The following is a 23,987-nucleotide window of genomic DNA, read 5'->3' on the forward strand; positions in this document are numbered from 1 at the left end:
AGTCTTTGTTTTGATACATGTCGTTATCCAAAACCGCTGCGCACTTTTGGGCGACATGCATTTAGGCAATTCCGAGAAAAGCCGTTACGCACTTTCCTCGAATTGCTCTGGATCTTCCGCGCTGATCAGACCGGCGCCGGCATGCGGCCATTGGCATGCCTCTCGTCTTCTGCGGCAACGGTCACCCTGCGGCGTCGGAAAGCCGGCAGTGGGCTCAGCGTGAACAGGCCGTAATAGACGATGAAGGACGCCATGAAGTAGGGGCCGAGCATTTCGACCTCGAAGAAGGAGCGGATCAGCATCAGCCCGATCGCGCCGGCAAGCACCACCGAATCGGCGCTCCATTCTCCGAACACCACTTTCGATATGTGGCCGTAGAAAGCGCGCAGGATGACCAGTGCCAGCAAGGTGACGCCGATGAAGCCGATCTCGACCAGCGTCTCGACATAGGTGTTGTGGAAGTGGAAGCCGGAGCGCGTCGAAATGTAGAATTCCGCCCACAGCCGCTCCGGATCGGCAAAGCCCTGCACCCAGTAGGCGGCGTAGCCATAGCCGAGCAGCGGATGCTGCTGCGCAGCTTCCCAGCCCTGCTCCCACAGATAGGTGCGGCCGGTGAGCGTCGAATCCTTGCCGAAAAGGCCGAGCACGACATCCAGCAGGCCAAGGTTGAGCGCTGCGACCACACCCGTCACCAGCGCGCCGGCGCCGACGATGAACAGCACGCGACGATAGCGCCGCGAGAGCACCTTGGTCATCGTCAGCAGCGCCACGATGCCGATCACCGCCGGCAGCGAGGCCACCGACGTCGCCGAATGGGCGATTGCCAACATGTAGACCGACAAAAGCATGATCGGTGCGGTCCAGACGAAGCCCAGCCAGTTGCGCCGGTAGAAGATCAGGAACGCAAGGCAGAAGAAGATGCCGAGCGAAGAGAAGAACCCGATCTGGTTCTTGGAGCCGAAGGCGCCGACGAAATTGACCGTACCGTCAAGGGTATCGAGCGCGTAGCCGCCGACGCCTAGCGAATAGAGCAGAACGAAGAAGATGCCGATCAGCGAGCCGACCACCAGCGTACGCACGTTGATGGTGCGCGCCGCGACATAGGCGCAGACGATGTGCGAGGAATATTGCACCGCCGCGCGCGCGCTGATGCCCGCCGCCTGGGACCAGAACACCGAGAAGCACACATAGGCCGCCAGCAGTATGGGCAGCCAGGCGCTGGAGAGTTTCCAGGTGAAGCGCCGATAATCGACGAAGAGCAGCGGCAGCCAGACGGCGTAGTAGGCGAGGATCAGGATCTGGCCGAAATTGGGCGAGTAGGCGAAGGCGACCATGGAAACCGCGACGGCGAAGGTGCCGTAGGTCTCGTTGCGATCAGGATCGATCAGAATGGATTTCGGAATCTTCATACCGGATTTCTGTCCGTTGAGCCCTTCTGTGTACGGCCAAGCCTTGATGCGCGACCACTTGTATTGTGCGCTGCAGCATAATCTACCGCCCTGCCGTCGGCGGATCAACCTGATATGTTGTCGCGCGCAACGAACCGCTCTAGGCCACGGCCCGGGCGCGCTGCATCTGCCGCTGCAGGAAGCGCCGGACCGGCTCGTCATAGACGCGCGTGGCGATGTCGGCGATGAGGATGACCGTGGCCGCCATCACGATACCGAACCAGGGATGATGCGCGAACGGATCGATCGAGAAGGCCTTGCCGGCCCCGGCGATGATCATCAGCATCGGCGTGTGGATGATGTAGATCGGGTAGGAAATCCGCCCGAGCCAGCCATAGAAGAATGACAGAAGCGGCGCGGTCGGCGCTGCCGCGCCGGTCACCACCATGATCGGGAAGACGATGACGATTGCGGCAAGGTCGTAGAGGATGCGCGCGTCGCCGGCCGGGGCAATGGCGAAGACCGCAAGCGTGAGCAGGATCGCGCCTTCGACCCAGACGCCGCGCCGCAGGAAGCCGAGGCTGTCTTGCCAGCGCGCCATCGAACGGCAGAGCAGCACGCCGAGGAAGAACGAGAAGGCTACGCGCGGCAGGCCGCTGAGGATCGTGTTGCCGGTCATGCCGAAATCGAGCGTGCCGGCGAAAATCGCCGCGACGACGAGCAGCACCAGGCTGACCGCGATGATGCCCGTCAGCACGCGTCGCGACAGCAGGAAAAAGATCGCGACATAGGCAATGTTGACGATGAGCTCGAAGAACAGCGACCACGAAGCGGGATTGAGCGGGAAGATCGTGTGATAGGCATCACTGACCAGCGGGATGAAAAGCATGCCGGTCGTCAGTTGCATGCCGATCTCGGACAGCGGCATATACTCCGCCGGCATCAGCCTGTTCTTGACCAGCAGATAGAAGAAGCCGAGCAGTGTGCCGGCGAGATAGAGCGGATAAAGCCGGATCAGGCGGATGGCCACGAACGAGCCGAAGCCCATGCCGTTCTCGATCTTGCGGTCATAGGCATGCGCGATGACGAAGCCGCTGAGCAGGAAGAACAGATCGACCGCGAGATAGCTCGACGGCAGCACCTTGCCGTCGGCCAGGAACGGCGAGAAGTGGTAGAGCATGACGCTGATCGCCGCCACGCCGCGGATGGCGTCGAGGTTCAGATACACGTGACGCGGGGCTGCGGGCTGCATGTTATGCCTTCAAGCGGTGCAAAACAGATCGCTCGTTCGCGCCTAGAGCATGATGCCGAAAAGTGTGAAGCGGGTTTTCGGATGACATCATGCTCTATCTCTTTGATTTAGAGCCAGATTCAGATTTCAGGTCGATCGACCTGAAATCAACCGTCTCTAGGCGAACGAGCCTGACATGTTCCTTCCGCCTCCGTTCCTCGGTTCGCGCTTCGGGCAGGCCCGGGTGGGCGACGCTACTGGCTGGCCGTCGGCGCCAGCTTCACCTTGATCACGTCGCCCGGCAGCACCGGCGTGTCTTCCTTGGCTTCGATCTCGCTCGTCTTGCCGTCGGCAACCCGCACCAGCGAATAGAGCAGGGTCGGCTCCTGGCCGCCGGTGATGCTGGCCGCCGTCGCCGGGTCCGATGCCTGCGCGATCAGGCCCTTCTGCATGCCGACCTTCAAGGCTGCCTCATTCAGGTTCGCTTCCGTTTGCTGCCGATCGGCGGTGAGGCTCGAACCCAGTGTGTTGCGGGCATCGATGGCGTCCTGCTCCGCCTTGCTGATCGACTGCTTGGCGGTGAGGATGGCCGTCTCAAAATCCAGGATCTTGCCCTGCAGGTCGGTGACCGTCTGCTGCGAGGAAAGCAATCGCGCATTGGCAATCAAGCCCTTTTGCGCCAGCGGTCCGATGCTGTCGGCCTGTTGCACCGCCAGATCGACTTGCTTCTGCTGGTTCGTGATCTTCTTTTGCAGCGATTCGATTTCCGACTGCAGAACGCCCTTCAAATTATCGAGCGCATCGAGCTTCAGCTTCAGCGACTTCTGGTCGGAAACCAGGATCGCCGTTTCGTCGGCGACGATGGTCGGCAATCTGGAATCGCCCTGAATTTCCTGAGGCACCTCGAAAGTCGTTTTCCCGGCGAGGTCGGCGTCGATGCGGGCTCGCTTGACCATCAGCCGCAAGCGCTGGTCGTCATAGATGTCATAGCTGCCCTTCGCGGTGATCAGATCCTTTTCGAGCTGCGGACCATAGTCGGCGGCGCGCCGGATGCCGCCGGCAATGCTGATTGCCTTGAGCACCGTCAGATCGGGCACGAAGGGAAACTGGCCGGGGTTCTGGACTTCGCCCGAAATGTAGAACGGCCGGAACTGCGCCATCTCGACCGAGGCTTCCGGCTTGTCGGGCAGTGCCAGCTTACGCTGCAGAGCAAGCCCGATCGCCGAAGCAATCTCCGCCGTCGTCTTGCCGGCGGCCTGGATGTCGCCGACGAAAGGCACCGAGAGCGTCCCTGCCGGGCCGACCGAATACTCGCCATTGATGGCCGACCAGTCGCGGAACGTGCCGTCGACCGTCTGCCATTCGGCGACCCGGATGTTGAGTTTGTCCTGCGGGCCAAGCTGATAGTCGCCGGCGGCAGCGAGCGGCGGCAAGGCCAGCGACGCCGCAAGCAAGATGCCCGCGAAGCGGGCTGGGGTCCTGGATATGAGACTGCAAGCAAAAGGCAGTCCGAAGAGGTCTTTTGTCAAATGAACGTTTCCGATCCGCTTTGGCCCACCCGCCCGATGAGATCATTGCCGGATGCCTGCCCGAGTTCGGCGGGGCAGGCCCGTCGGTCAATAGCTGCCGCGCGACATCCACACGGCAGGAACCGTCTTGAAGATGATGCGAATGTCCTCGAACAACGACCAGTTCTCGACATAGTGGCGGTCGAAGGCGACGCGCGTGTCATAGGATACGTCGTTGCGGCCGCTCACCTGCCACAGCCCGGTGAGGCCCGGGCGCGACTTCAGGTAATAGACTGCGGCGCTGCCGTAGATTTCCAACTCGTCGCGCACGACCGGGCGTGGGCCGACAAGGCTCATGTCGCCCTGCAGGATGTTGAGAATCTGCGGCAGTTCATCGAGGCTGAGCTTGCGAAGCACCTGGCCGACGCGGGTGACGCGCGGATCGTTTTTCAGCTTGCGCGTAGCGATCCACTCGGCATTGGCCTCCGGATTGGCCGCCAGATATGCGTTTAGTACACGCTCGCCGTCCGTCACCATGGTGCGGAATTTGAGGCAGGAGAAGATCCTGCCGCCGCGGCCGATTCGCTTGTGGCCATAAAAGATCGGACCGTTGTCCGAAAGCTTCACCAGCAGAGCGACCATCAGGAAAAGCGGGCTGAGCAGAACCAGCCCCGCCACGGAACCGACAATATCGAAACTGCGTTTGAGCAGACCGCCGATGGGGGGCGGAAAATCAATGCCGACCTGCGAAAAACCCGCGTTAGCCGACTTGGCGACGTCCCTCATGCAAAAGCTCCATACGTTGAACGGATGGTTTACGGCAAGATATCAAAAAAATGCTGCAGCGCAACACACAATTTCCCATTGCGTTGAAATGTTCACGTCATGAATTGACTAAATAATAAACCCGCCTTGCACAATTTTTCACCTTTGTGGCACGTTTATGACAAGGTGAACGTAAACCATGAAAATGTAGTCCGAATTTTGGGCAATTTTTGGACAGTGCATTCTTTGCTGCAGAAGAAACGCGGTTGCATGCCATCGGAAGCACTCGTCATGGTAAGTTATTCGGGTAAAATACTAATCAAAGTCGTGAGTTTTACTGAGGTGGCATGCGCCCCCATTGAATAGCTGTCAGGGTCGGAGTGTGCGGCGCACCATGCCAGAGTCGATCTCGTAAAACCTTTGGAAACCATAGCTGTCCGGCCTTGCTTCGGCCGGCACGCCTTAATAGAGTCGCAAATTGTTCCTGTCATAGTCTGCATGGGTAAGAAAGGCCGGAAGCAACCGGCCGGATTGGGCAGCCAGAAAAAAGCTCTTTGGCGCAACGGGGAGTTACGCGGGTGGGTAAGTCGCAGCTTCTGCATGCTCGTCTCGGTTGAGGGGCGGGCGAACATGTCTCTGCCAAAATTCATCGTCGGGATGATGTTCGCGCTCGCGATCGTCATTGGCTGGTCGTATTTCAACGGTGCATCGCCGGGCACCATCGTCCTGCGTGCCGTCATCTGCGCCGTGATTATCCAGGCTGGCTATTTTCTTCTGGTCTTTGCCATGATTGGCAGAGCCACGCCGACATCGGCCGGCAAGGCCCGCGAAGCCGACCGCGGCGCAATCCTGAACAAGGCCGCCGAAGGCGAGAAGCTAAGCGCCAGACGCGGCCTCCACTGATCGTTCGACCGACGCCGGCACCAATCCTGTCTCGACCGATGGCGCGGTTTCGCGCCCGGCCTGCTCGCCGGACAACATCCTGGCAAGGCGGCTGCCGGCTTTTGCCTTGAGTCGCTGATATTGTCCGACCTCGACGATGCGTCCGTTCTCGATGGCCACGACCCAGTCGGCAAAGGCGATCATCGAGGGCCGGTGCGCGATGGTCAAAATCGTCATCCGGCCGCGCAGCGCCTCGATCGACTGGGCGATCAGCGACTGATTCTGCCAGTCGAGCGCGCTCGTCGCCTCGTCGAGGATAAGCAGCGAGGGCTTGCGCAGCAGCGCCCGCGCCAATGCGATGCGTTGCCGCTCGCCGCCGGAAAGCCGGACGCCGCGGTCGCCCACCACCGTCTCGAGCCGTAATGCCAGCCGCTCGACGAAATCGGCCGCATGCGCATTCCGCAGCGCCGTCCAGAGCGCATCGTCGCTGGCCTCAGGCGCGGCAAGGCGCAAATTGGCGGCGATCGTGTCGTGCAGCAGGAACACATCCTGCGGCACATAGGCGACCTGATCGCGCCAAGCTCTGCGATTTTGTGCCGTGATCTCCATCCCGTCGGCCAGGATCCGGCCTCCGGTGGGTTCGAGCAGGCCGAGCAGCATGTCGGCGATCGTGCTCTTGCCGGAACCGGAAGGTCCGATCAGCGCCGTCACCTTTCCGGCCGGCAGGCCGAAGGTGATATCGCTGACCACAGGTCTTCCGTCACCCTCGCCAAAGGCGAAAGACACATCGCGGATGTTGAGGCCGGTCTCGAGCGACAGTTTTGCACCTGGCTCGGCAACGCTCTGCGCCGGCTCGCGTTCGGCGTCGAAGCGGGCCTGGAGGCTTCGCATCGAAGCGTAGGCCGGCAGGTTGATCAGCACCTGCTGGGTCTGAAGCTGCATGTCCATGAAGCGCGGCGCGACCCGCATGAAGACCAGTAGCAGCACGACGATCTCGGCCAGCGACAGGTGGAAGCGGACCAGCGCGATATAGATGAACAGGCTGAGCCCGATCACGCTCGCCACCTGGAACAGGGCGGTGCCGAGCGAGGAGTTGCGGACATAGGCGATGTTATCGGCCTTCATCCTGTCCAGCGTCGCGCCGAGCTCGGCAAAGTAGCTTGCCTCGACATTCAGGCTTTTCGCGACCTTGATGCCGCCGAGGAACTCGGAGACAGTGCGGTACTGGTCCTGCCGGTTGCCGGTCAGCGTGCGGCCATAGGCGCTGGCGCGCGCCCGGAACGGCTGCAGCGCAACCAGCAGCACCAGGCCGATAAGGATGGCGAAGGAGGTCATCACCGGCGAGATGAACAGCGAGACCACGAGATAGCCCGTCAGAAGCAACGTGGCCTGGGTGAGCATCAGCAGCGAGAAGGCGGCCACCTGCACGCGGTCGACGTCGCCGTTCAGCGCATGATCGAGATCGGAGCTGCGGATGCGGGTGAAAACCCCCCAGCGCGCCTTGCCGACGCTCTCGAACAGGTTCATGCGCACGCGGTTGACGAAATCGTAGAGCAGCCGCGCCATGTAGACCGACTTGAAGCGGTTGGACATCGCTTGCAGCGCCACCAGCGCGACAAGCAGGCAGAGCACCGTCGCGAGCGACAGCGTTCCGCTGGGCACCAGCCAATGCAGGGCCTCCGGCACTCGCACCGCGTAATCCTGGTCGGCCTTGCCGATCAGGCGCAGCAGCGGGACGAGCAGCAGGATCGAGAGGCCTTCGGTCAGGCTGCCCAGGATCAGGAAGGTGAGCGCCGTCGCCGTCCGCCGCCCGCCGACATGCGCCATCATGGCACCGAAGCCGGCGATATCCCGAAACAGCGACAGGCGAAGCTTGGAGGACCAGCCCATGTGCTCGCTCACCTTGTCCCGGACGCCAGATCGGCTTCGATCGCGGCGACCGCTTCATCGATCCGGGCGAGCCCGGCCGGCACTTCGAGGCGGCTGACGCCGATCCGCCCGGCGATCCGCGCGCATTGACGCAGATGGGCGGCGGCGAAATCGTCCGCCAGCGCCTGCCGGCCGAACCGCGTGACATACGAGAACCTGATGATCGCCGGCAGCGCGGCGCCTCCGGTCAGCGGCGATATTGCCGCCCGCTCGCCGCGCTCAAGCATATAGAGGCGCGATACCGGCACCGCCTCGGCGGCAAATCCGGCGCGCAGCCGATGCTGCGCCTTGTCGATTTGCGGATGCACCTGCGGCCGCACGTCCGCCTGCTCGAGGCGAATGGCGCCGGCGGTGTCCGCGGCAAGCTTGAGCTGCGGAAATCCGGGCAGGATCATCGGTCGGCCCGGATCGGACAAATCCAGCGCCACGACATCGTCGGCGAGTAGCCGATGGCCGGCGCGGATCATCGCGCCCGCCGTCGTCGATTTGCCGGCGCCCTTGTCGCCCATGAAGATCACGCTCTCGCCGCCGACGGCAATGGCGCTGGCGTGCAGGACGAGCAGCCCGCGCTGGTGCAAAGCGAGCGCCATCACCGGCCCGAGCAGCGGAAAGGCAAGCAGCGGATCGTCGATCCCCGGCGCCGGATCGACATCGATCCGGTTGGCGCCGCTAATCATGAAGGTGCCGACCGCCTGCCATGCAAGATACTGGCGCATCGGTTCGAAGCGGAACGCCGCGGCGCCCTGCGATGCGGCGCCGGGAAAGTCGACCGGCCCGACCGCGATCTCCAGGTCCGGCGTCGCCGGCGCTGTCGGTTCCAGTTCCGGCAAGGCCACTTCGGAGCCGATCACCAGCCCGTAGGCCTGGTAGAAATGGCGGACGCGACCGCTCGGCGTCATTGTATCAACGGCAGGCTCGGGCCGCGCACGGGAAGCAACCGGGAGATTCATGCAGGGCTTCCATGGACTTGCCGCAGCCAAAGCGACAGCGATATCGAGCGCCAGATATGCTGGACGTCAGGCAGCGTCGCCTGCTCGGGCTGGCGCAGAATGCGGTCATAGACCGCGTTCACCTCAGGCAGGTTGACATAGGGCGCGATCCGTTCGCTGTCCGATATCAGCAGCCTGTCCAGAAGCTCGCGGTGGTTGCCGAGCATGCCTTTGACCAGGTTGGCTGTGAAATCGATCTTGTCGCGACGCCATTGCACGGCCGGCGGCAAAACGCCTTGCATGGCCCGGCGCAGCACATGGCGGCCGAAGCCGTCCTTGAGCTTTTCCTCGCCGGGCAGCGACAGGCAGAATTCGACGAGCGGCTTGTCCCAGAACGGATAGCGGGGCTCGACGCCGAAATTGGCGGCGGCCTTGTCAAGGACCTCGAAGGCGTGCGGCACCAGGCCGGCGGACAATAGCCAGCGATGCGTCAGCGCTTCGCTGGCGCTGACGGCGGTGGGCATGTAGCCACTGCGATGAAAGCGCTCGGCAAGATCGGTACGTCTGGCAAGATCCGGATTGACCAGGCCCGCCCAAGCACTGCGGGGCGCTGGCGCCGGCTTGTGCCGCACCTTGCCGACGAAGCGTTTGGCCATCGCTCTCATCCTGGCGATCCGCCAGGCCGGTCCATAGATGGTCAGGAACTTAAAATAGAGCGGGAGCATGCCCTCGCCATAGGTGTTGGCGGCGCTGTGCAACTCGCGCCACAGCTCAAGCCACCTGCCGGCATTGGCGAGTTCGTGAAGGTGCCCATGACCCTGCGAGACGACCTCGTCGCCGCCATGCCCGTCGAGAAGCACCTTGACGCCTTTTGCGCCCGCTGTGCGGTAAAGGTCGCGGGTCAATGACAGGCCGGGTGCCAGGAACGTGCCTTCCTGTTCCTCCAGGATGCGTTCGAACTCGGCGAAGGGCGCGTAATTGCCGACGGCAATCAGCGTGGCGTCGAGCGGATAGTCGTCGAGCACCACATCGATGAACGGCTTTTCGTCCATCGGCGAGCCCTTGTCGAAGACCAGCGAGAAGGTCTTGAGCTTCGGGTTGCGCCTCGCCGCTGTCCGCAGACCTGCAAGGCAGGCGATCGAGGATGAATCGAGCCCACCGCTCAGCATGGCGCCGACGGCCGGCGTGCCGCGCATCCGGTTCTCCACCGATTGCGCGAAGAGATGCCTGAATTCTTCGGCTGCGTCGTAGCGCAGCGACCGCTGCGACGGCTCGATCTGCCAGTAGCGCCGCAGCACCACCTGGCGGTCCGCTACCATCAAGCTGTGCCGCGCCGGCAGGCGGAAGATTTCGGCATAGGGCGTGGCCTGCTGATCGTCCGGCAAGCCGGCGAGGAAGCCGGAAATCTGGTGCTCGCTGAGGCGCCTGCCGACGCCGTCCAGTGCCAGGATCGGCCCGATCTCGGAGGCAAAGGCAAAGCGCCCGCCGTTCGAATGGTAGTAGAAGGGTTTGACGCCGAAATGGTCGCGCGCGCAAAACAGCGCCCGGCGCTCGCCATCCCATATCGCGAAGGCGAAATCGCCCTGCAGATAGGTCGGGCAGGCCTCGCCCCATTTGAGGTAGGCGCGCATGATGAGCACCGCGTCGGCGATCGACAGGTCGCGCAGGCCGAGCCGCGCCAGAAGCTCGTCGCGGTTGTCCAGCCGGCAATCGGCGGTGATGGCGAGCTTGCCGCCGGCCATCGTCAGAGGGCCGGGGCCGTCATCGCCGGTCGTGTCGAGCCAGGCGTGGCCAAGCGCCACGCTGCCTTCCGTCCACCATGAGCTGCCGTCGCGGGCGCGGTGGCGCATGCGCGAAAGCATCTGCTGGATATCGCCGGCCGCGGCGGGCCGGCCGTTGTCGTCAAGCACGATTCCAGCGACGCCGCTCATCGGTCACGACCCATGGTCGACCAGATGGGCAAAGCCGTTGATCGAGCCGCCGAGCACGATGTGGTTGCCGCTCATCAACCAGGCATGCGCCTTGAGCTCGCTGCCCGTTCCCCGTTCGATGCCGATGCTGATTTTCGAGCTGTTGCCCTGGCGGGCGAGCAGATATTGCCCGGCCAGCGCCTGGGTGAGACAACTGGCGCCCGGCACGAGCCGCGCCGCGGCGGCAACGCCCCAGGCGACGCGCCGCAGGTCGGCGACGCTGGCGTCGCGTCTGGCGTCCAGCCGTGTGACTACGTTGCGGACACGGTTGTAGGAGGAAAGCGTCAGCGCGAGGCGCACAACGCCCACCACCGTCAGGCAACGCGCCAGAAACAGCATCTCCTGGCCGCTCAGCGAGCGGAGCCTAGACCAGTTCCTCACTGTGGAGCCTCGCAAGCCCTGCTTCGGTCAGCCCCTTCAGCAAGCCCTCGACGTCGGCCTTGCAGCGCTCGGCATCGACATCGTAGCGCGCAAACACGGCGCTGCGGATATCGAGGATAGACCGGGGCTCCTGGATCTGCTCCCAGATGAAGGCGCCGACGCTGTTCAGGCTGTAGTAGACATTGGTTTTGAGGTGGAGCAGCGCCACTCCGGCGCCGAATTCGCAGGCCACCGCCTCGCTGGTTGCGATCACGCGGTCCTGGTCCGAAGGGTTCCAGTGCATCCTAAAACCTCGTTGCTGGCCCACCGCACCCTTTCGCCGGGATCGGTTGCCCGCGATCCTCGGCAGGAAGCCGGGGAACACCGCCCCCCGGCTCACCTGTTGGGGGACATCCGGGGCCCCAACTTAGACGCCCGGATGCCTGTAAGCTTAAGAGAAAGTCAGCTCGCCGACCGGCGTGTGTGCGGGAAAGCTCGCGTCGAGCGCCGTCGTGCCAGCACCGCCCTGCGTGATGGTTTCAATCGAACCGTGAACCGTCAGGCTGGGGGTCTCGTACTCATGCTTTTCAACATTCTGTTCCATTGTACTCTCCAACTAAGGACTGGAAGCGGCTGCAGAACGCCGCCAGCATATAGCTATGCTGCAATGCAATTGCTGCATGGCAACATTCATGAGTCAAGCCTGATTTACCAAGCATTAATCAATTCTTGGTTGCGCCCATCTTCCTTGGCGATCAAGCCTTGAGCGCTGTTATCGTAAACCCCAACCATGCTGGAGTTCAACCGCAGGTCTTTGTCGCCTAGATAAGCATTTGATTTATTTATAATAATTTTTTGGGTGAGAAATTCGCTTCGCAGATGCGAAGAAATTGCTGCAGAAAAACCTCATTTTCCGGCTCGCCGGAGGGGTCTCCGGGGTTGTCTTCAAAAGTGATTGAACGTGCGCTGATTTTAAACGCAAGGGTTGCGGCGACAAGGTGGCCAGAACCGGACACCGGGCGGCCGTGATAATTTTTCGATGCTTTTCTTCGCAGTTGCGGTATAAGCCCCTCGGGCGGCATTTTGTGGAGAACGACATCGGGCATGGCGATGCAGGATGGCTCGTATGAAAGGCTGCGTGCCGCCGGCTGTGCCGATGAAGTCGCCTATGTGCAGGCCTGTCTGAGGCTGTTTTTCGCGCCGGACGCCAGCATGATCGCCGGTCGGGCCGATATGGCTGCACCAGCAATCTCGGCGGCAAATGTCGCCGACATCGCCAGGCTGAACAAAGTAGCCGTCTTCCTGCTCAGGGCGCTCGCGCGTGCGCCCACCAGCGCGGCGCCTCCGGAGTTGCTTGGCTGGCTCGACGGCTACCGTCGGCGCACCATGTCGATGAATGTCGCCTGCCTTGGCGATTCGATGGCCATCGACCGCGTGCTGCGCGACAGGCAGGTCGATTTCGTCTTTCTCAAGGGGCCGCTCCAGCAGCATCTCCTCTACGGCGACCATTTCATGAAGCCTTCCGGCGATGTCGACATACTGGTTTCGCCGGCGAGCTTCGCCGCGGCTCGCGAGGCGTTGCGCACCATCGGCTACGAGGTTGCCGGCAAGTCGCGCTCGGTCTGGTGGGTGCGCTTTCTCGGCGAGCAGCATATGGTTCGCGAAGATGGCGCGAGGGCCTCGACGGTCGACCTCCACCACCGGCTGCAGCAGCCCGGTTCGCCGAGCCCCCGCGACACCGACGGCTTCCTGCGCCGCAAGCGCCAGGTCGAGGTGGCCGGCGCCGCCATGCCGATCACCTCGGCGGCCGACACCTTGCTTTTATCCTCGATCAGCGTCGCCAAGGCCTTCTTCAATCGCGAGCCTTGCGCCGGCTATGTCTGCGACGTCAGGGCCAGCGCCAGCCGCCTGAACGAGGCCGAGCAGCAGACGGTGCTTGACCACGCCGCCGAACAGGGGCTGGCGGACACGCTGCTTTTGGGACTGCGCGCCGCCGACGTGCTGCTCGGCGCCGCCGGCACGCTGCTTTCGGATCGCGCGGCCCGCATTCTGGCGCGCATCGACAATGCCGATCTCTTCCACATGGTCATCGCGCCTTGGCTTGCGTCGCTGCGCTGGCCGCAGCGCCGTCATGTGCTGTGGGAACTCTGCGGTCGCGAGCCTGTCCGTTACCTGGCCGAAGCCGGCTGGGCGGCCTCCGCCGACCTCAGCCGGCGCATCTTCGAGCGCCCGGCCGCTGTCGAGCCGGTGCGCGGCGGCACAGTCAAGATCGCGGGCGGGGCAGCCACTCATGCAAGCGAAAGGTGAACCCATGCCCGTGACGACGTCCATGACGAGCCCGGGGGTCTGCGTCATCATCGCCGCCCGCAATGCGGCGCGGACGATTCCCGCCGCCATCGCCTCGGCGCTGCGCGAAGCCGAAGTCGCCGAAGTCGTCGTGGTCGACGATGCCTCCACCGACAACACCCGGGATGTGGCTCTGGCCTCCGACGACGGCAGCGGCCGGCTTGCCGTCATCCGCCTCGACGTCAATCGCGGCCCTTCTTCCGCCCGCAACGCCGCCATCCAGGCCTCCAAATCGCCCTTCATCAGCATTCTCGACGCCGACGATTTCTTCCTCGAGGGCCGCTTTCGCCGGCTTTTCGCCAGCACCGACTGGGATTTCGCCGCCGACAACATCATGCTGATCCGCGACGATGCCGCGACCGACCTCGCCAAGGTCGCCGCGCCGCCTTTCGCCGCCGATCCGGAATTTCTCGATTTCGAGCGCTTCATCGATGGCAACATCTCGCGCCGCCGCGTCCGGCGGGGCGAGCTCGGCTTCCTCAAGCCGGTGATCAGCCGGGCCTTTCTCGAGCGGCATGGGCTGACTTACGATGAAAACCTGCGTCTTGGCGAAGACTACGAGCTCTATGCGCGCGCGGTCGCCTGCGGGGCGCGGTTCAAGATCATCAAATCCTGCGGTTACGGCGCGATCGTGCGCGCTGATTCGCTGAGCGGCCGTCACAGGACGCAGGATCTGAAGCGTCTTGCCGACGCCGATCTGGCGCTGCTTCGGATAGACAGCCTTCCGGAGCGCTCGAAGGCCGCGTTGCGGCGCCACGAGCGCCATGTCCGCGACAAATACCGGCTGCGCAAGTTCCTCGACGTCAAGGCCGAGCGTGGCCTGGCGTCGGCCGCGGCTTACGCCTTCGCCAGCCAGTCGAATCTGATCCCGATCGTTCGCGGCGTCGCCACCGACAAACTCGACGCGCTGTTCCGCCGCACCGGGATTGCCGCGGAAAAGCAAATGCCGCCGATGCGCTTCCTGATGACGGCAACCAGTGCCGCAAATGAGTGATAGCGCATCACCCGGAAGCCGCCAGCTCTCAAAAAATCCGCATTCCGAAAACTATGATGTTGCCTAGTGGCTGCGGTAATGGCAGTCTATGTTGCAATGCAGCAATTTCGAAAGGCCGACAGTATGGCTTCGATTTTTGGCTTCAGATCCCGGGATCCGGCTCGCGACCGGAACACCGATCTCCAGCGTTTCGACCGGTTGGCGAAGCTGTTCGACCAGATCGCGGCCGAGATCGAGGCGGAGAAAACCGGGCTGGAGAATCGTTATAAGTCGACGGCCGCCAACGCAGCCTTTCTGGTCGAAGCGATTGAGAATGGTTCGGCGTCGACCAGCAAGGGATCGGATGTCAACGCGATGACCAACTCGATCCTGAACTGCGAGCGGCGCATTGCGGAGCTGGCTCGCCAGAATGGTCTGATGAAGGAACTGCGTCGTTCGCTCGACGCGATTGTCGAGGATGGTTCCGATCAGTCTGCCGCACAGTCCGCGGCAAGAGGCTGACGGCGCCTTCAGCTGCCGTTATCGGTACGAGACGTTAGAGGAGTTAAAAGGGCGCAGGATCAGAAGCGGCTCGCTCATGCGAACCGAGGATGACTTTGGGTTGGGCGGACAACACAAGGTGAGTTTGTTATGAACGTAGATCCGAACAACACCTCCACCGTGGCGGTTTGCGAGATGTCGCATGCCCCATCGAATGGATTAACCAGCCTGCTGCTCGGCATGGTCGGCGCCCTGCTTGCGATCGCGGCGACTCTTGCGGCGAGCTTGCATCCCGCGCACGCGCAGGGAGTGCAGCAAGAGCTGCAAAGCGCGCCGTCCTTCGTCGACAATTTCTCGAATTTCGACCGCTCCCGCTGGTTTGTCTCGGACGGCTGGACCAATGGCGCCCATCAGAACTGCACCTGGTCGAAGGACCTTGTTCGGCTTTCCGATGGCGTGCTGTCTCTGGGCTTTGAAAAGCGCAAGCTGAAAGACCGCGAGTTCGCCTGCGCCGAGATCCAGACCAAGCAGCGCTACGGCTACGGCGTCTACGAGGCGCGCATGAAGACCGGTACCGGCTCTGGCCTCAACGCCGCCTTCTTCTCCTATATCGGCCCCCAGGACAAACAGCCCTGGGACGAGATCGACTTCGAGGTCCTCACCAAGGATCCGTCGAAAGTCCAGGTCAACAGCTATATCCAGGGCAAGCCGAAGAACGGCAAGCTGGTCGACGTCGAGGGCGGCGCCGACAAGGGTTTCAACGACTATGGCTTCGTCTGGGAGAAGGACCGGCTGCGCTGGTACCTCAACGGCAAGCTCGTCCATGAAGTGACCAACCCCGACGAGCTGCCGACGCATTCGCAGAAAATCTTCTTCAGCCTCTGGGGCAGCGACAAGCTGGCCAACTGGATGGGCGCCTTCGTCGATCCCGGCAGCAAGGTGACCATGGAGGTCAAGCGAGTGGCCTTCACCGCTTTGGGCCAGCCGTGCCAGTTCCCGGAATCGCTGGCATGCAGCATAAGTAACAGCAACTAGGGGCATGATCCCGAACCGAAGGACCGCGTCAGCGAAAAGTGGGAACTGGTTTTCGGATAAGATCTGCCTGACAAGCCAGGCCGTTGGGCCTGGGGGACATCTGAACCGGCCGGACCGCTTTTGTGGCCCGGCCTTTAACAGGAACAAAACCGAATGAATTTGACGGTGTTTGGGATTGGCTATGTCGGTCTCGTCCAGGCTGCTGTGCTTGCCGAGGTCGGCCACGAGGTGGTTTGTGTCGATATCGACGAGAAGAAGGTGGAGCGGCTCAATCAGGGCCTGATCCCGATTTTCGAACCGGGCCTCGAAAGCCTCGTCAAGGAAAATCACGCGGCCGGGCGCATCCGCTTCACCACCGACGCGGCCGCGGCGGTCAAGCACGGCCAGATCCAGATGATCGCGGTCGGCACGCCGCCCGGCGAGGACGGTTCGGCCGATTTGAAATATGTGCTGGCGGTGGCCGAGACCATCGGCCGCGAGATGGACACCCCCAAGATCGTCGTCGGCAAGTCGACCGTGCCGGTCGGCACCTGCGAAAAGGTGAAGGCCAGGATCGCCGAGACATTGAAAGCGCGCGGCCGTGAGGATTTGAGCTTCGACGTCGCTTCAAATCCCGAATTCCTCAAGGAGGGCTCGGCGGTCGCCGATTGCATGAAGCCGGACCGCATCATCGTCGGCACGTCCAGCGAGGATACCGAGATGGTGATGCGCGAGCTCTATGCGCCGTTCAACCGCAACCACGAGAAGATGATCGTGATGGATGTGCGCAGCGCCGAATTCACCAAATACGCCGCCAACTGCATGCTGGCGACCAAGATCAGCTTCATGAACGAGATGGCCAATCTCGCCGAACAATTGGGCGCCGACATCGAGGAGGTGCGCAAGGGCATCGGCTCAGATCCGCGTATCGGCTACCACTTCATCTATCCCGGCCTCGGCTATGGCGGCTCGTGCTTCCCGAAGGATGTGCGCGCGCTGATCAAGACAGCCGAAGGCGTCAAGTTCGACGCCAAGCTGCTGCGCGCCGTCGAGGAGCGCAACAATGCGCAAAAGTCGGTCCTGTTCGACAAGGTCAACCACTATTTCAAGGGCGCGCTCAGGGGCAAGACGTTCGCCGTCTGGGGGCTCGCCTTCAAGCCCAACACAGACGACATGCGCGAGGCGCCGGCGCGCACGCTGATGGAAGCGCTGTGGGCAGCCGGCGCCAAGGTGCAGGCCTATGATCCCGAGGCGATGCAGGAGTGCCAGGCGATCTACGGCCTGCGCGAAGACCTCCTGCTCTGCGGCACCAAGGAGGCGGCGTTGCGCGGCGCCGACGCGCTTTTGATCTGCACCGAATGGAAGAGCTTCCGTGCGCCGTCCTTCGACGCGCTCAAGGATGCGCTGACCACGCCGGTCATCTTCGACGGCCGCAACCTCTACGATCCCAAGGTGATCGCGCGCTACGGCATCGAATATTTCTCGATCGGCAGGATGGCGGCATGACAAGGGCTGCTTGCCTCGAGCGGAGCTGCCGCCGCCATGTCTGTAAAACCACGCCGGCGAACGGCGCATCGGCAATGGTATGAGGTCACCAATGGCTGCCCCGCAGAAACCGACGGTCACCGTTATCGTCCCCACCTTCAACAGGGAGAAGTTCCTGCCCGAGTGCATCGGCAGCCTGCTGCGGCAGACCGTGATGCCGGATCAGATTCTGATCGTGGACGACGGCTCGACGGACAACACCGGCGCGGTGGCCGCATCTTTCGCCGCGCCGGTGGAATATTATCGCAAGGAGAATGGCGGCAAGTCGACGGCGCTCAATTTCGCCTTGAAGCACTGCACGGGAGATTTCGTCTGGGTATTCGACGACGACGATGTCGCGCACCCGACGGCGCTTGAACGTTTTCTGGCTGCGTTCGAGCGGGAGCCGACAGCCGATTTCGCTTTCGGCGAATATGCGCGTTTTCAGCAGTCAGCCCAGATCGAAGAGCAGAATTACGAGATCGTTGCCTTCGACCACGTCAGCCAGGACAATTTTTTCCCATCGCATCTCGAATACTGCCACGTCCATCAGCCGGGCCTCCTGGTGCGCCGCAAATGCTACGACGAGGTGGGAGGCTTCAACGAAACCCTGGTCCGGTCGCAGGACTACGAGATGATGCTGAGGCTTGCGCGCCGGTTCAGGAGCGTCAGGGTCGACGGCCTCATGTTCTTCCAGCGCCAGCACGACATGGTTCGCGGCAGCACCAAGGTAGTCATTTCCTATGCCAACCGGATAAAGGCCTGGGGCTCATACGACCGGGCGATCATGGAAGAGATCTACAAGTCGGTCGATCTCCACGAGTATCTCGATCGCTCGGAACAAGCCTTGCCGAAGACGGCGGATCTCGAGATGCAGGCACTGCTGCAGCGTTCGAGCATCATGGCCAGGAAGGGGCTATGGCATCACGCGGCCGAAGACATCCGCCGCTACGCCTTGCTTGCCGAACGAGCCGGAAAGACGTCCCTGAGCGACAAGGAACGCGCCATCGTGCGGCGTACGTTCGAAGCTTACGACACGGGTCTGGCGTCCGCCCCGGCCGACGAATTCGTCTCGGCGGTGAAGGCATGGAAGTCGGGAGCCCTGAAGGCCGACATCGTCAGGGAGTACATGCATTCGTTCCCGCACTATCTGGCGCGGGACCTGAAGGCGGGAAAGGTGATCCCGGCATCGAAGCTGTTGCGGGAGTATTCGACGCTGTCGCTCTCAGCCTCGGTCGGCCGGTTGTACCAGGCAATGACTTCGAAGCTTCCGTCGGCACGCAGTGCCGGCTGATCGGCGTGGATGCCCGTCCGCCGGGCCGAATTAGAGCAATTCCAGGAAAAGTGTGAAACGGTTTTCCGTCCGGAATTGCATCAAAACAAAGAGATAGAACGGTTCGGCGTTTCCGTGAAACATGAACCGGGCCAGGAGCAGAACGATGAAAGTGCTTTTTGCAAGCGGCAACGGATATATTCCCGAGTTCACCGGCGGCGTGCAATCCAACACCCACCATCTGGTCGAGCAGCTGATCGAGCACGGTCACCAGGCGTCGGTGCTTGCCTCGCTGTTCGGCGATGGCATGTTCGGCTTCAAGGCGCGCGCCAAGATGAAGCTGCTGCGGCAGCCCGCGGTGGTCGACAATTTTCCCGGCTACCCGGTGATGCGCGCCTGGTTCCCCTGGGACGCGGCCGGCTTCGCCGTCGAGAAAACCAGGCCCGATGTCGCCGTCGTGCAGTGCCACAAGTCCGTCCCGCTCGGAAAGGCGCTTCTCGCCGAAGGGGTGCCGCTGGTCGTCTATCTCCATAACGTCGAATTTCATGAGCTCGCCGGCGATCCGCGCGAGTTGCATTCGGCTTTATACATCGCCAATTCGGAGTTCACGGCGCGCACCTACAAGGAAAAATTCGGCATCGAATCCACTGTTCTGCCGCCGACCATCAACGACGCCCTCTACTGCACGCACACGACCGGCGAATTCGTCACCATGATCAATCCCTATGAGGAGAAGGGTTTCGAAACAGCGGTGAAGATTGCGGCCGCCTGCCCGGAGATTCCGTTCCTGTTCGTGGAAAGCTGGAAGCTCGACGACGACCACCGTGCCCGTATCGAGAAGACCATCGCACCGCTCTCGAACGTCTCGCTTGAGAACCGCACCAACGACATGAAGACGGTCTATGGCCGCACCAGGATCCTGCTTGCCCCCAGCAAATGGGAGGAAGCCTGGGGCCGCGTCGCATCCGAGGCGCATTGCAGCGGCATCCCGGTCGTCGGGTCGAGGCGCGGCGGCCTGCCCGAAGCCATAGGTCCCGGCGGCGTGGTGCTCGACTATGAGGCTCCGGTTGCCGACTGGGCTGCGGCGGTCAGGCGCCTGTGGGACGATCGCCAGGAATACGAACGGCTTTCGGCAGCGGCTCTTACCTTCTCCAGACGCCCGGAGCTCGATCCCGCGCGGCAATTGGTGGTGTTTCTCCAATTACTCGAAAGAGCGGCCCGGCTTGACGTTCGCCGCGCTGCGTAGCTTGCCGAACAAAGAGACGGAGCCACCTTGCTGCAGTGCACCAAAAATGTTGCGACGCAACAATCCCTGCATTAGGTTGCGCCGACAGGAGTCAAAATTCATGCCGCGTGTCTCGGGCCTTGCCGGTGATATTTCCAGCCTGATGGACAATTCTCGACACCGCCAGATGAAATGGTTTGGAGGAAACCGTCCGGCCAATTTTTGGGCGAGAACATCCTGCCTATGAGGATTTGTTTCGTAGTCGATAAATTTCCCACTTTGTCCGAGACATTCGTGCTCGATCAGATTGCCGGATGCCTTGAAAGGGGGATGAAAGTCAGTGTCGTCTGCAACGAGATGGCCTTTGGCAAGGACAGTAACGTGGACGATGCACGTTGGCGGACGTTACATGGGCCGGTCGTTTCCTGGTGGGGTGGCCTGAATCGCTACCGCTCGCTGCTCCAGAAATGGTCGGGCAGGTTTTGGGACAAGCTTTCGACCAGCATCGACCTGGCCAACGCGCGCAAGCTGCGAAACGTCGATGTGATCGTAGCGCATTTCGGCCACAATGGACTGCGCGTCGCTCGCATCATGAAGCGGCGCAGGATTTCCGCCCCTTTGGTGACCATATTCCATGGCACCGATGTCGGCAGGCCGATGCACGACAACACACTCGGCTATTACCGGCCTGTTTTCGAAAAAGGGGTTCTCCAGCTCCCTGTGAACGCGTTCTTCCGTCAGGCCTTGATCGATGCCGGTGCCGCGCCGACGCAAGTCGTGGTCCACCACATGGGCATTCGTCCTGGCGAGATCGAATATCGCTGGCGCTCCTGGCAGCAGGGCACGCTGTCCTTCATCTCGGTCTGTCGACTGACCGAGAAGAAGGGGGTCGAATATGCGCTTCGTGCCCTCGCTGGCCTGCCACACCGCGATTGGATCTATTCGGTGATTGGCGGCGGAGAATTGTTGCAGGAATTGAAGCTCACCGCCATCGATCTCGGCATTGCCGACAGGGTGACTTTCCTTGGACCGCGTCCGCACGGCGAGGTCAAGCAGCGCCTGCGTGAGGCCCATATCTTCCTTCTGCCAAGCGTCGCCGGGCGAGACGGCGATCTGGAAGGAATACCGGTTGCGCTCATGGAGGCAATGGCCGGCGGCCTGATCGCCGTCAGTACCTATCATTCGGGGATTCCAGAGCTGATCGAGGATCAGAAAACAGGCTTCCTCGTGCCCGAACGGGACATCGCCGCGCTTGCTGGCAAACTTACCTGGATCGCCGAGAACCCGGGCCTGTGCGAGCCGATAGCGCTTGCCGCTCGAAGGAAGGTCGAGGCCGATTTCAATGCGGATATCTTGAATGAACGCTTTGCGCAGATCGTTGCGCGGCTAGGGCAAGGCGGATCCATCACATGAATGCCAATCCGCCGCCCCCGCAATTCGGTCGCGTAGCCCTGCGCGGCGGGCTGGTCACGGCCGGTGCGCAAGGCTTCAAGATGGCGATCCAATTCCTTTCGGTCGTCATCCTTGCCCGACTGCTTGTTCCCGAGGATTTCGGCCTGGTGGCTTCCGTCGGGCCGATCGTGGCCTTCGTCGGCCTGCTTCAGGATCTCGGCCTTCAGCAGGCGGTCATCCAGCGCAAGGAGATCGATCAACGGCAACTCAACCAGGTCTTCTGGCTGAGCGCGGTTGTAGGCCTGTGTGCCGCGGTCGTCGTGGCTTGCCTGGCCCCCGCCATTGCTGCTTTCTACGGCGATCAGCGAATGTGGGGGATAACACTTGCTTCCGCCGTGCCTCTGCTTTTTGGCAGTCTTGCCGCGGTGCCGCTTGCTTTGATGAACCGCCATCTGCAATTCGGCCAGCTTGCGCTCAACGACACAATCACTGCGGCCGTCGGACTGATCGCTACCGCAACCGCGGCGTATATGGGGCTTAGCTACTGGTCTCTGGTTTTGGGCCCGGCTGTTTCAGCTGTCGTCGCGCTGGTTGCCGGCTGGTTGGTGACACGCTGGACGCCGTCCTGGCCGAATCTGAAGGTCGACGCCGACATATTCAGGTTCGGCGCGAACCTTACTGGCTTCAACCTTGTCAATTTTCTCTCGCGCAACCTCGACAACATCTTCATCGGAAAATATTCCGGCGCGGTCGAGCTTGGCTACTATGATCGCGCCTACAAGCTCCTGCTTTTTCCGCTGCAGAACATCAATCAGCCGCTGACGCGTATCATGGTGCCGCTGCTCAGTCGCATCCATGAGGACAGGCAGCGATTTCGAGACATCTATGTCCGGACAAACTGGCTGCTGGCCGTTATCACTATGCCCGGCATTGCGACTTTGACACTGACTTCGGAGCAGGTGGTCAGGCTTCTCTTCGGCGAGCGCTGGATGGCTGTGGCGCCGATTTTCGCCTGGCTGGGCATCGCCGGGCTGATGCAGTCCGTATCGAGCACCACGGGGTGGATATTCATCTGTCAGGGCAAGACGAAGACGATGTTCCATTGGGGCATCTATTCGTCGCTGACGACCGTTGCCTCCTTCATCGTCGGCCTGCATTGGGGCGCCATCGGCGTTGCGGCTGCCTATGCCATCAGCGGTTATGTGCTGCGCATCCCGGTGCTTACCGCCATGATCCATCGTGTCGGTCCGGTGACGGCCGGCGATTTCCTGGCCATACAGGGGCTCTTCATCTTCTCGTCCCTGCTTGCCTGGCTCTCGTATCTGTCGCTGCCGGCGTCGCTGACCGGCCAGTCGGACCTGCTGGCGATCCTTGTGGCGGTTGCCCTAAACTACGGCTTCGCCTTGGCCCTCATGCTTGCTGTTCCGCAGTCGCGCAAGGCTTTGTTCGCCACGCTTGCCAACGTCGCTCGCAACATTGGGTGAGCGGTTGGCTACCAAGGGCGACAACTGCCCGGTTGCCGACATTGCCGAGGCATGCTCCTCCAGCACGGCCTGAAGGCTTGCCCGGCGATAGAGGTCGAGGTCGTCGATGAATCTGCCGAGTTTTTCGGCCGCTTCCGATGGCGTCACCGTATCGATGTCGAGCAGAAGGTCGGCGACGCCGATGTTCCTGGCGACTTCCTTGGTTTTGAATTCATAGGCGATCGGCAGCACCGGCGTACCGACGCAAAGCGACATGATCATCATATGCATGCGCGTAGCGACGACGAAGTCGCAACCCCTTACCAGCGCCATCAGTTGGTCGGGCGTATGAAATGCGGCGTCCACACTGACGTGTTTGGCGATCTCCTGATCGAGTTCGGCCACGATCGCGCGTGCAGTTTTGGCGTCGTCATGGGCATATTCGGGCACGCCCTGGCAGGTTGAAACGAAGGTCACCTCCTTGGCATGGTCCCTGACAAGAATTGTGGCGATCTCCCGGATCGAATCGAGATAGCGGCGCATGCCATCCTCACCGTCGCTGACGAAGCTCCAGTGGCGGACGGAAATAGCGACGCGGCCCGTCGGCGCCGGTGCGCTGCCGAGATGTTTCTTGATCCTGTCGGTATCAGCCAGGGCAAAGACGGCATCGGCGACCACGTGGCATTTGCCCGGGTCTTTCACCAGGTCCAGCATGTGATTTCTGGATCGCTCGTCACGCAGCAGGATGAGCGGAGCCCGATCAAAGATCGGGCCAAGCTCCTGGCGGTTATAGCTTTTTTTGAACGGGCCGAGCGATTGCGTGAAGAAGATGGGATCTTTGCCCAGGATCGCATCGATACGGAATTGATTGAGCCGCTTTTCAAGATCGTAGTTCTCGACGAGATAGGTTCCGCCCGTCGTCACCACCAGGTCCGCGCTTACATAGGCGTCAAGGCCGCGGCGGTCGCTCTGGCTGAAAAAAACGCTGTTGGCGGCACCGTTTTGGGCGAAGCGACGCAAGGCGTGGAAGACCCCCCAATTGTAGAGTGACTTGAGGCGGCCCTTTATCCCGCCGCCACGCTTATCCCTGAACAGGGATTCCGCCAGCAGCTTGTGGAATTCGAGATCCGGGTAATCCTTCTTTGGGTAAAGGCGGGCGGCGACGTCGGGTTGACTGTCGAAAACGAAAAACTGCACATCGCCGCCGGCGATCGATTTGAGAATATGGCGTATAGCCAACAGGATCGCGGCATCGCCAGTGTTCAGACACACCGTGTTTTCGACCACGACTTTCATGGGGTACCTCGTTTCGCG

Annotated in this window: 22 protein-coding genes; 10 read left to right on the forward strand and 12 right to left on the reverse strand. The window is 61.9% G+C overall.

Going from position 1 to position 23,987, the window contains the following annotated elements; translation table 11 throughout:
- Positions 1-125: 125 nt before the first annotated feature.
- The 4 genes from RFM68_RS18865 to RFM68_RS18880 all read right to left on the reverse strand — a co-directional run bounded on the left by RFM68_RS18865 (position 126) and on the right by RFM68_RS18880 (position 4,913).
- Entirely contained in the window at positions 126-1,409 is a 1,284-nt protein-coding gene (locus RFM68_RS18865) for an O-antigen ligase family protein (protein WP_320234514.1), read from the reverse strand.
- A 139-nt stretch (positions 1,410-1,548) separates the two neighbouring features.
- Positions 1,549-2,640: an acyltransferase family protein gene (locus RFM68_RS18870; RefSeq protein ID WP_320234515.1), complete on the reverse strand. Its 1,092-nt coding sequence runs from the start codon at positions 2,638-2,640 to the stop codon at positions 1,549-1,551.
- Positions 2,641-2,873: 233 nt separating this feature from the next.
- Positions 2,874-4,073 (reverse strand): polysaccharide biosynthesis/export family protein, encoded by a 1,200-nt coding sequence (locus RFM68_RS18875; RefSeq protein ID WP_320234516.1) that lies wholly within the window; start codon positions 4,071-4,073, stop codon positions 2,874-2,876.
- A 162-nt stretch (positions 4,074-4,235) separates the two neighbouring features.
- Entirely contained in the window at positions 4,236-4,913 is a 678-nt protein-coding gene (locus tag RFM68_RS18880; RefSeq protein WP_320234517.1) for a sugar transferase, read from the reverse strand.
- Between the two features lie 579 nt (positions 4,914-5,492).
- On the opposite strand from RFM68_RS18880, the gene RFM68_RS18885 reads away from it, so the two are divergent.
- The gene (locus RFM68_RS18885; RefSeq protein WP_320234518.1) at positions 5,493-5,795 is read left to right on the forward strand and encodes an exopolysaccharide production repressor protein; all 303 of its coding nucleotides are present in this window, start codon (positions 5,493-5,495) and stop codon (positions 5,793-5,795) included.
- On the opposite strand, the gene RFM68_RS18890 is transcribed toward RFM68_RS18885, so the two are convergent.
- The 7 genes from RFM68_RS18890 to RFM68_RS18920 form a co-directional block, all read right to left on the reverse strand.
- Positions 5,769-7,664: an ABC transporter ATP-binding protein gene (locus tag RFM68_RS18890; RefSeq protein WP_320234519.1), complete on the reverse strand. Its 1,896-nt coding sequence runs from the start codon at positions 7,662-7,664 to the stop codon at positions 5,769-5,771. The genes RFM68_RS18885 and RFM68_RS18890 overlap by 27 nt on opposite strands.
- A gap of 8 nt (positions 7,665-7,672) precedes the next feature.
- Entirely contained in the window at positions 7,673-8,653 is a 981-nt protein-coding gene (locus RFM68_RS18895) for an HPr kinase/phosphorylase (protein ID WP_320234520.1), read from the reverse strand.
- On the reverse strand, positions 8,650-10,563 hold the full coding sequence (locus RFM68_RS18900) for a lasso peptide isopeptide bond-forming cyclase (RefSeq protein ID WP_320234522.1): 1,914 nt from the start codon (positions 10,561-10,563) through the stop codon (positions 8,650-8,652). Before RFM68_RS18900 ends, RFM68_RS18895 begins: the two co-directional genes overlap by 4 nt.
- 3 nt (positions 10,564-10,566) lie before the next feature.
- A complete protein-coding gene (locus RFM68_RS18905; RefSeq protein ID WP_320234523.1) occupies positions 10,567-10,983 on the reverse strand; it encodes a lasso peptide biosynthesis B2 protein in 417 nt (138 codons plus the stop codon).
- Positions 10,967-11,266 (reverse strand): PqqD family protein, encoded by a 300-nt coding sequence (locus RFM68_RS18910; RefSeq protein ID WP_320234524.1) that lies wholly within the window; start codon positions 11,264-11,266, stop codon positions 10,967-10,969. Before RFM68_RS18910 ends, RFM68_RS18905 begins: the two co-directional genes overlap by 17 nt.
- A 147-nt stretch (positions 11,267-11,413) precedes the next feature.
- A complete protein-coding gene (locus RFM68_RS18915; RefSeq protein ID WP_095769314.1) occupies positions 11,414-11,566 on the reverse strand; it encodes a lasso RiPP family leader peptide-containing protein in 153 nt (50 codons plus the stop codon).
- Positions 11,567-11,804: 238 nt separating this feature from the next.
- On the reverse strand, positions 11,805-12,068 hold the full coding sequence (locus RFM68_RS18920) for a hypothetical protein (RefSeq protein ID WP_320234526.1): 264 nt from the start codon (positions 12,066-12,068) through the stop codon (positions 11,805-11,807).
- Here RFM68_RS18920 and RFM68_RS18925 point away from each other — a divergent pair.
- The 9 genes from RFM68_RS18925 to RFM68_RS18965 all read left to right on the forward strand — a co-directional run bounded on the left by RFM68_RS18925 (position 12,067) and on the right by RFM68_RS18965 (position 22,694).
- Positions 12,067-13,269 (forward strand): nucleotidyltransferase family protein, encoded by a 1,203-nt coding sequence (locus tag RFM68_RS18925; RefSeq protein ID WP_320234527.1) that lies wholly within the window; start codon positions 12,067-12,069, stop codon positions 13,267-13,269. The genes RFM68_RS18920 and RFM68_RS18925 overlap by 2 nt on opposite strands.
- Positions 13,270-13,291: 22 nt before the next feature.
- A complete protein-coding gene (locus tag RFM68_RS18930) occupies positions 13,292-14,302 on the forward strand; it encodes a glycosyltransferase family 2 protein (protein ID WP_320234571.1) in 1,011 nt (336 codons plus the stop codon).
- 123 nt (positions 14,303-14,425) lie between these two features.
- The gene (locus RFM68_RS18935) at positions 14,426-14,803 is read left to right on the forward strand and encodes a hypothetical protein (RefSeq protein WP_320234572.1); all 378 of its coding nucleotides are present in this window, start codon (positions 14,426-14,428) and stop codon (positions 14,801-14,803) included.
- A 174-nt stretch (positions 14,804-14,977) separates the two neighbouring features.
- The gene (gene exoK / locus RFM68_RS18940) at positions 14,978-15,817 is read left to right on the forward strand and encodes an endo-1,3-1,4-beta-glycanase ExoK (protein ID WP_320234573.1); all 840 of its coding nucleotides are present in this window, start codon (positions 14,978-14,980) and stop codon (positions 15,815-15,817) included.
- Positions 15,818-15,970: 153 nt separating this feature from the next.
- A complete protein-coding gene (locus RFM68_RS18945; RefSeq protein WP_320234528.1) occupies positions 15,971-17,302 on the forward strand; it encodes a UDP-glucose dehydrogenase family protein in 1,332 nt (443 codons plus the stop codon).
- 91 nt (positions 17,303-17,393) lie between these two features.
- Complete coding sequence (locus tag RFM68_RS18950) at positions 17,394-18,614, forward strand: glycosyltransferase family 2 protein (protein ID WP_320234529.1); 1,221 nt, start codon at positions 17,394-17,396, stop codon at positions 18,612-18,614.
- A gap of 145 nt (positions 18,615-18,759) precedes the next feature.
- Complete coding sequence (locus RFM68_RS18955) at positions 18,760-19,839, forward strand: glycosyltransferase (RefSeq protein WP_320234530.1); 1,080 nt, start codon at positions 18,760-18,762, stop codon at positions 19,837-19,839.
- A 273-nt stretch (positions 19,840-20,112) separates the two neighbouring features.
- The gene (locus tag RFM68_RS18960; RefSeq protein WP_320234531.1) at positions 20,113-21,231 is read left to right on the forward strand and encodes a glycosyltransferase; all 1,119 of its coding nucleotides are present in this window, start codon (positions 20,113-20,115) and stop codon (positions 21,229-21,231) included.
- The gene (locus RFM68_RS18965; RefSeq protein ID WP_320234532.1) at positions 21,228-22,694 is read left to right on the forward strand and encodes a lipopolysaccharide biosynthesis protein; all 1,467 of its coding nucleotides are present in this window, start codon (positions 21,228-21,230) and stop codon (positions 22,692-22,694) included. Before RFM68_RS18960 ends, RFM68_RS18965 begins: the two co-directional genes overlap by 4 nt.
- Here the strand turns inward: RFM68_RS18965 and RFM68_RS18970 are convergent.
- Positions 22,596-23,969, reverse strand: a complete 1,374-nt coding sequence (locus tag RFM68_RS18970) for a polysaccharide pyruvyl transferase family protein (RefSeq protein ID WP_320234533.1) — start codon at positions 23,967-23,969, stop codon at positions 22,596-22,598. The two genes, RFM68_RS18965 and RFM68_RS18970, sit on opposite strands and share 99 nt — an antisense overlap.
- Positions 23,970-23,987: the final 18 nt, after the last annotated feature.

It is taken from the genome of Mesorhizobium montanum (genome assembly GCF_033977145.1).
Lineage (GTDB): Bacteria > Pseudomonadota > Alphaproteobacteria > Rhizobiales > Rhizobiaceae > Mesorhizobium > Mesorhizobium montanum.

Coding starts and splice junctions, on each gene's coding strand:
- RFM68_RS18865 (WP_320234514.1), bottom strand. CDS start 1,409: ATGAAGATTCCGAAATCCATTCTGATCGATCCTGATCGCAACGAGACC.
- RFM68_RS18870 (WP_320234515.1), bottom strand. CDS start 2,640: ATGCAGCCCGCAGCCCCGCGTCACGTGTATCTGAACCTCGACGCCATC.
- RFM68_RS18880 (WP_320234517.1), bottom strand. CDS start 4,913: ATGAGGGACGTCGCCAAGTCGGCTAACGCGGGTTTTTCGCAGGTCGGC.
- RFM68_RS18885 (WP_320234518.1), top strand. CDS start 5,493: ATGCTCGTCTCGGTTGAGGGGCGGGCGAACATGTCTCTGCCAAAATTC.
- RFM68_RS18890 (WP_320234519.1), bottom strand. CDS start 7,664: ATGGGCTGGTCCTCCAAGCTTCGCCTGTCGCTGTTTCGGGATATCGCC.
- RFM68_RS18895 (WP_320234520.1), bottom strand. CDS start 8,653: ATGAATCTCCCGGTTGCTTCCCGTGCGCGGCCCGAGCCTGCCGTTGAT.
- RFM68_RS18900 (WP_320234522.1), bottom strand. CDS start 10,563: ATGAGCGGCGTCGCTGGAATCGTGCTTGACGACAACGGCCGGCCCGCC.
- RFM68_RS18910 (WP_320234524.1), bottom strand. CDS start 11,266: ATGCACTGGAACCCTTCGGACCAGGACCGCGTGATCGCAACCAGCGAG.
- RFM68_RS18915 (WP_095769314.1), bottom strand. CDS start 11,566: ATGGAACAGAATGTTGAAAAGCATGAGTACGAGACCCCCAGCCTGACG.
- RFM68_RS18925 (WP_320234527.1), top strand. CDS start 12,067: ATGGCGATGCAGGATGGCTCGTATGAAAGGCTGCGTGCCGCCGGCTGT.
- RFM68_RS18920 (WP_320234526.1), bottom strand. CDS start 12,068: ATGCCCGATGTCGTTCTCCACAAAATGCCGCCCGAGGGGCTTATACCG.
- RFM68_RS18930 (WP_320234571.1), top strand. CDS start 13,292: ATGACGAGCCCGGGGGTCTGCGTCATCATCGCCGCCCGCAATGCGGCG.
- RFM68_RS18935 (WP_320234572.1), top strand. CDS start 14,426: ATGGCTTCGATTTTTGGCTTCAGATCCCGGGATCCGGCTCGCGACCGG.
- exoK (WP_320234573.1), top strand. CDS start 14,978: ATGTCGCATGCCCCATCGAATGGATTAACCAGCCTGCTGCTCGGCATG.
- RFM68_RS18945 (WP_320234528.1), top strand. CDS start 15,971: ATGAATTTGACGGTGTTTGGGATTGGCTATGTCGGTCTCGTCCAGGCT.
- RFM68_RS18950 (WP_320234529.1), top strand. CDS start 17,394: ATGGCTGCCCCGCAGAAACCGACGGTCACCGTTATCGTCCCCACCTTC.
- RFM68_RS18955 (WP_320234530.1), top strand. CDS start 18,760: ATGAAAGTGCTTTTTGCAAGCGGCAACGGATATATTCCCGAGTTCACC.
- RFM68_RS18965 (WP_320234532.1), top strand. CDS start 21,228: ATGAATGCCAATCCGCCGCCCCCGCAATTCGGTCGCGTAGCCCTGCGC.
- RFM68_RS18970 (WP_320234533.1), bottom strand. CDS start 23,969: ATGAAAGTCGTGGTCGAAAACACGGTGTGTCTGAACACTGGCGATGCC.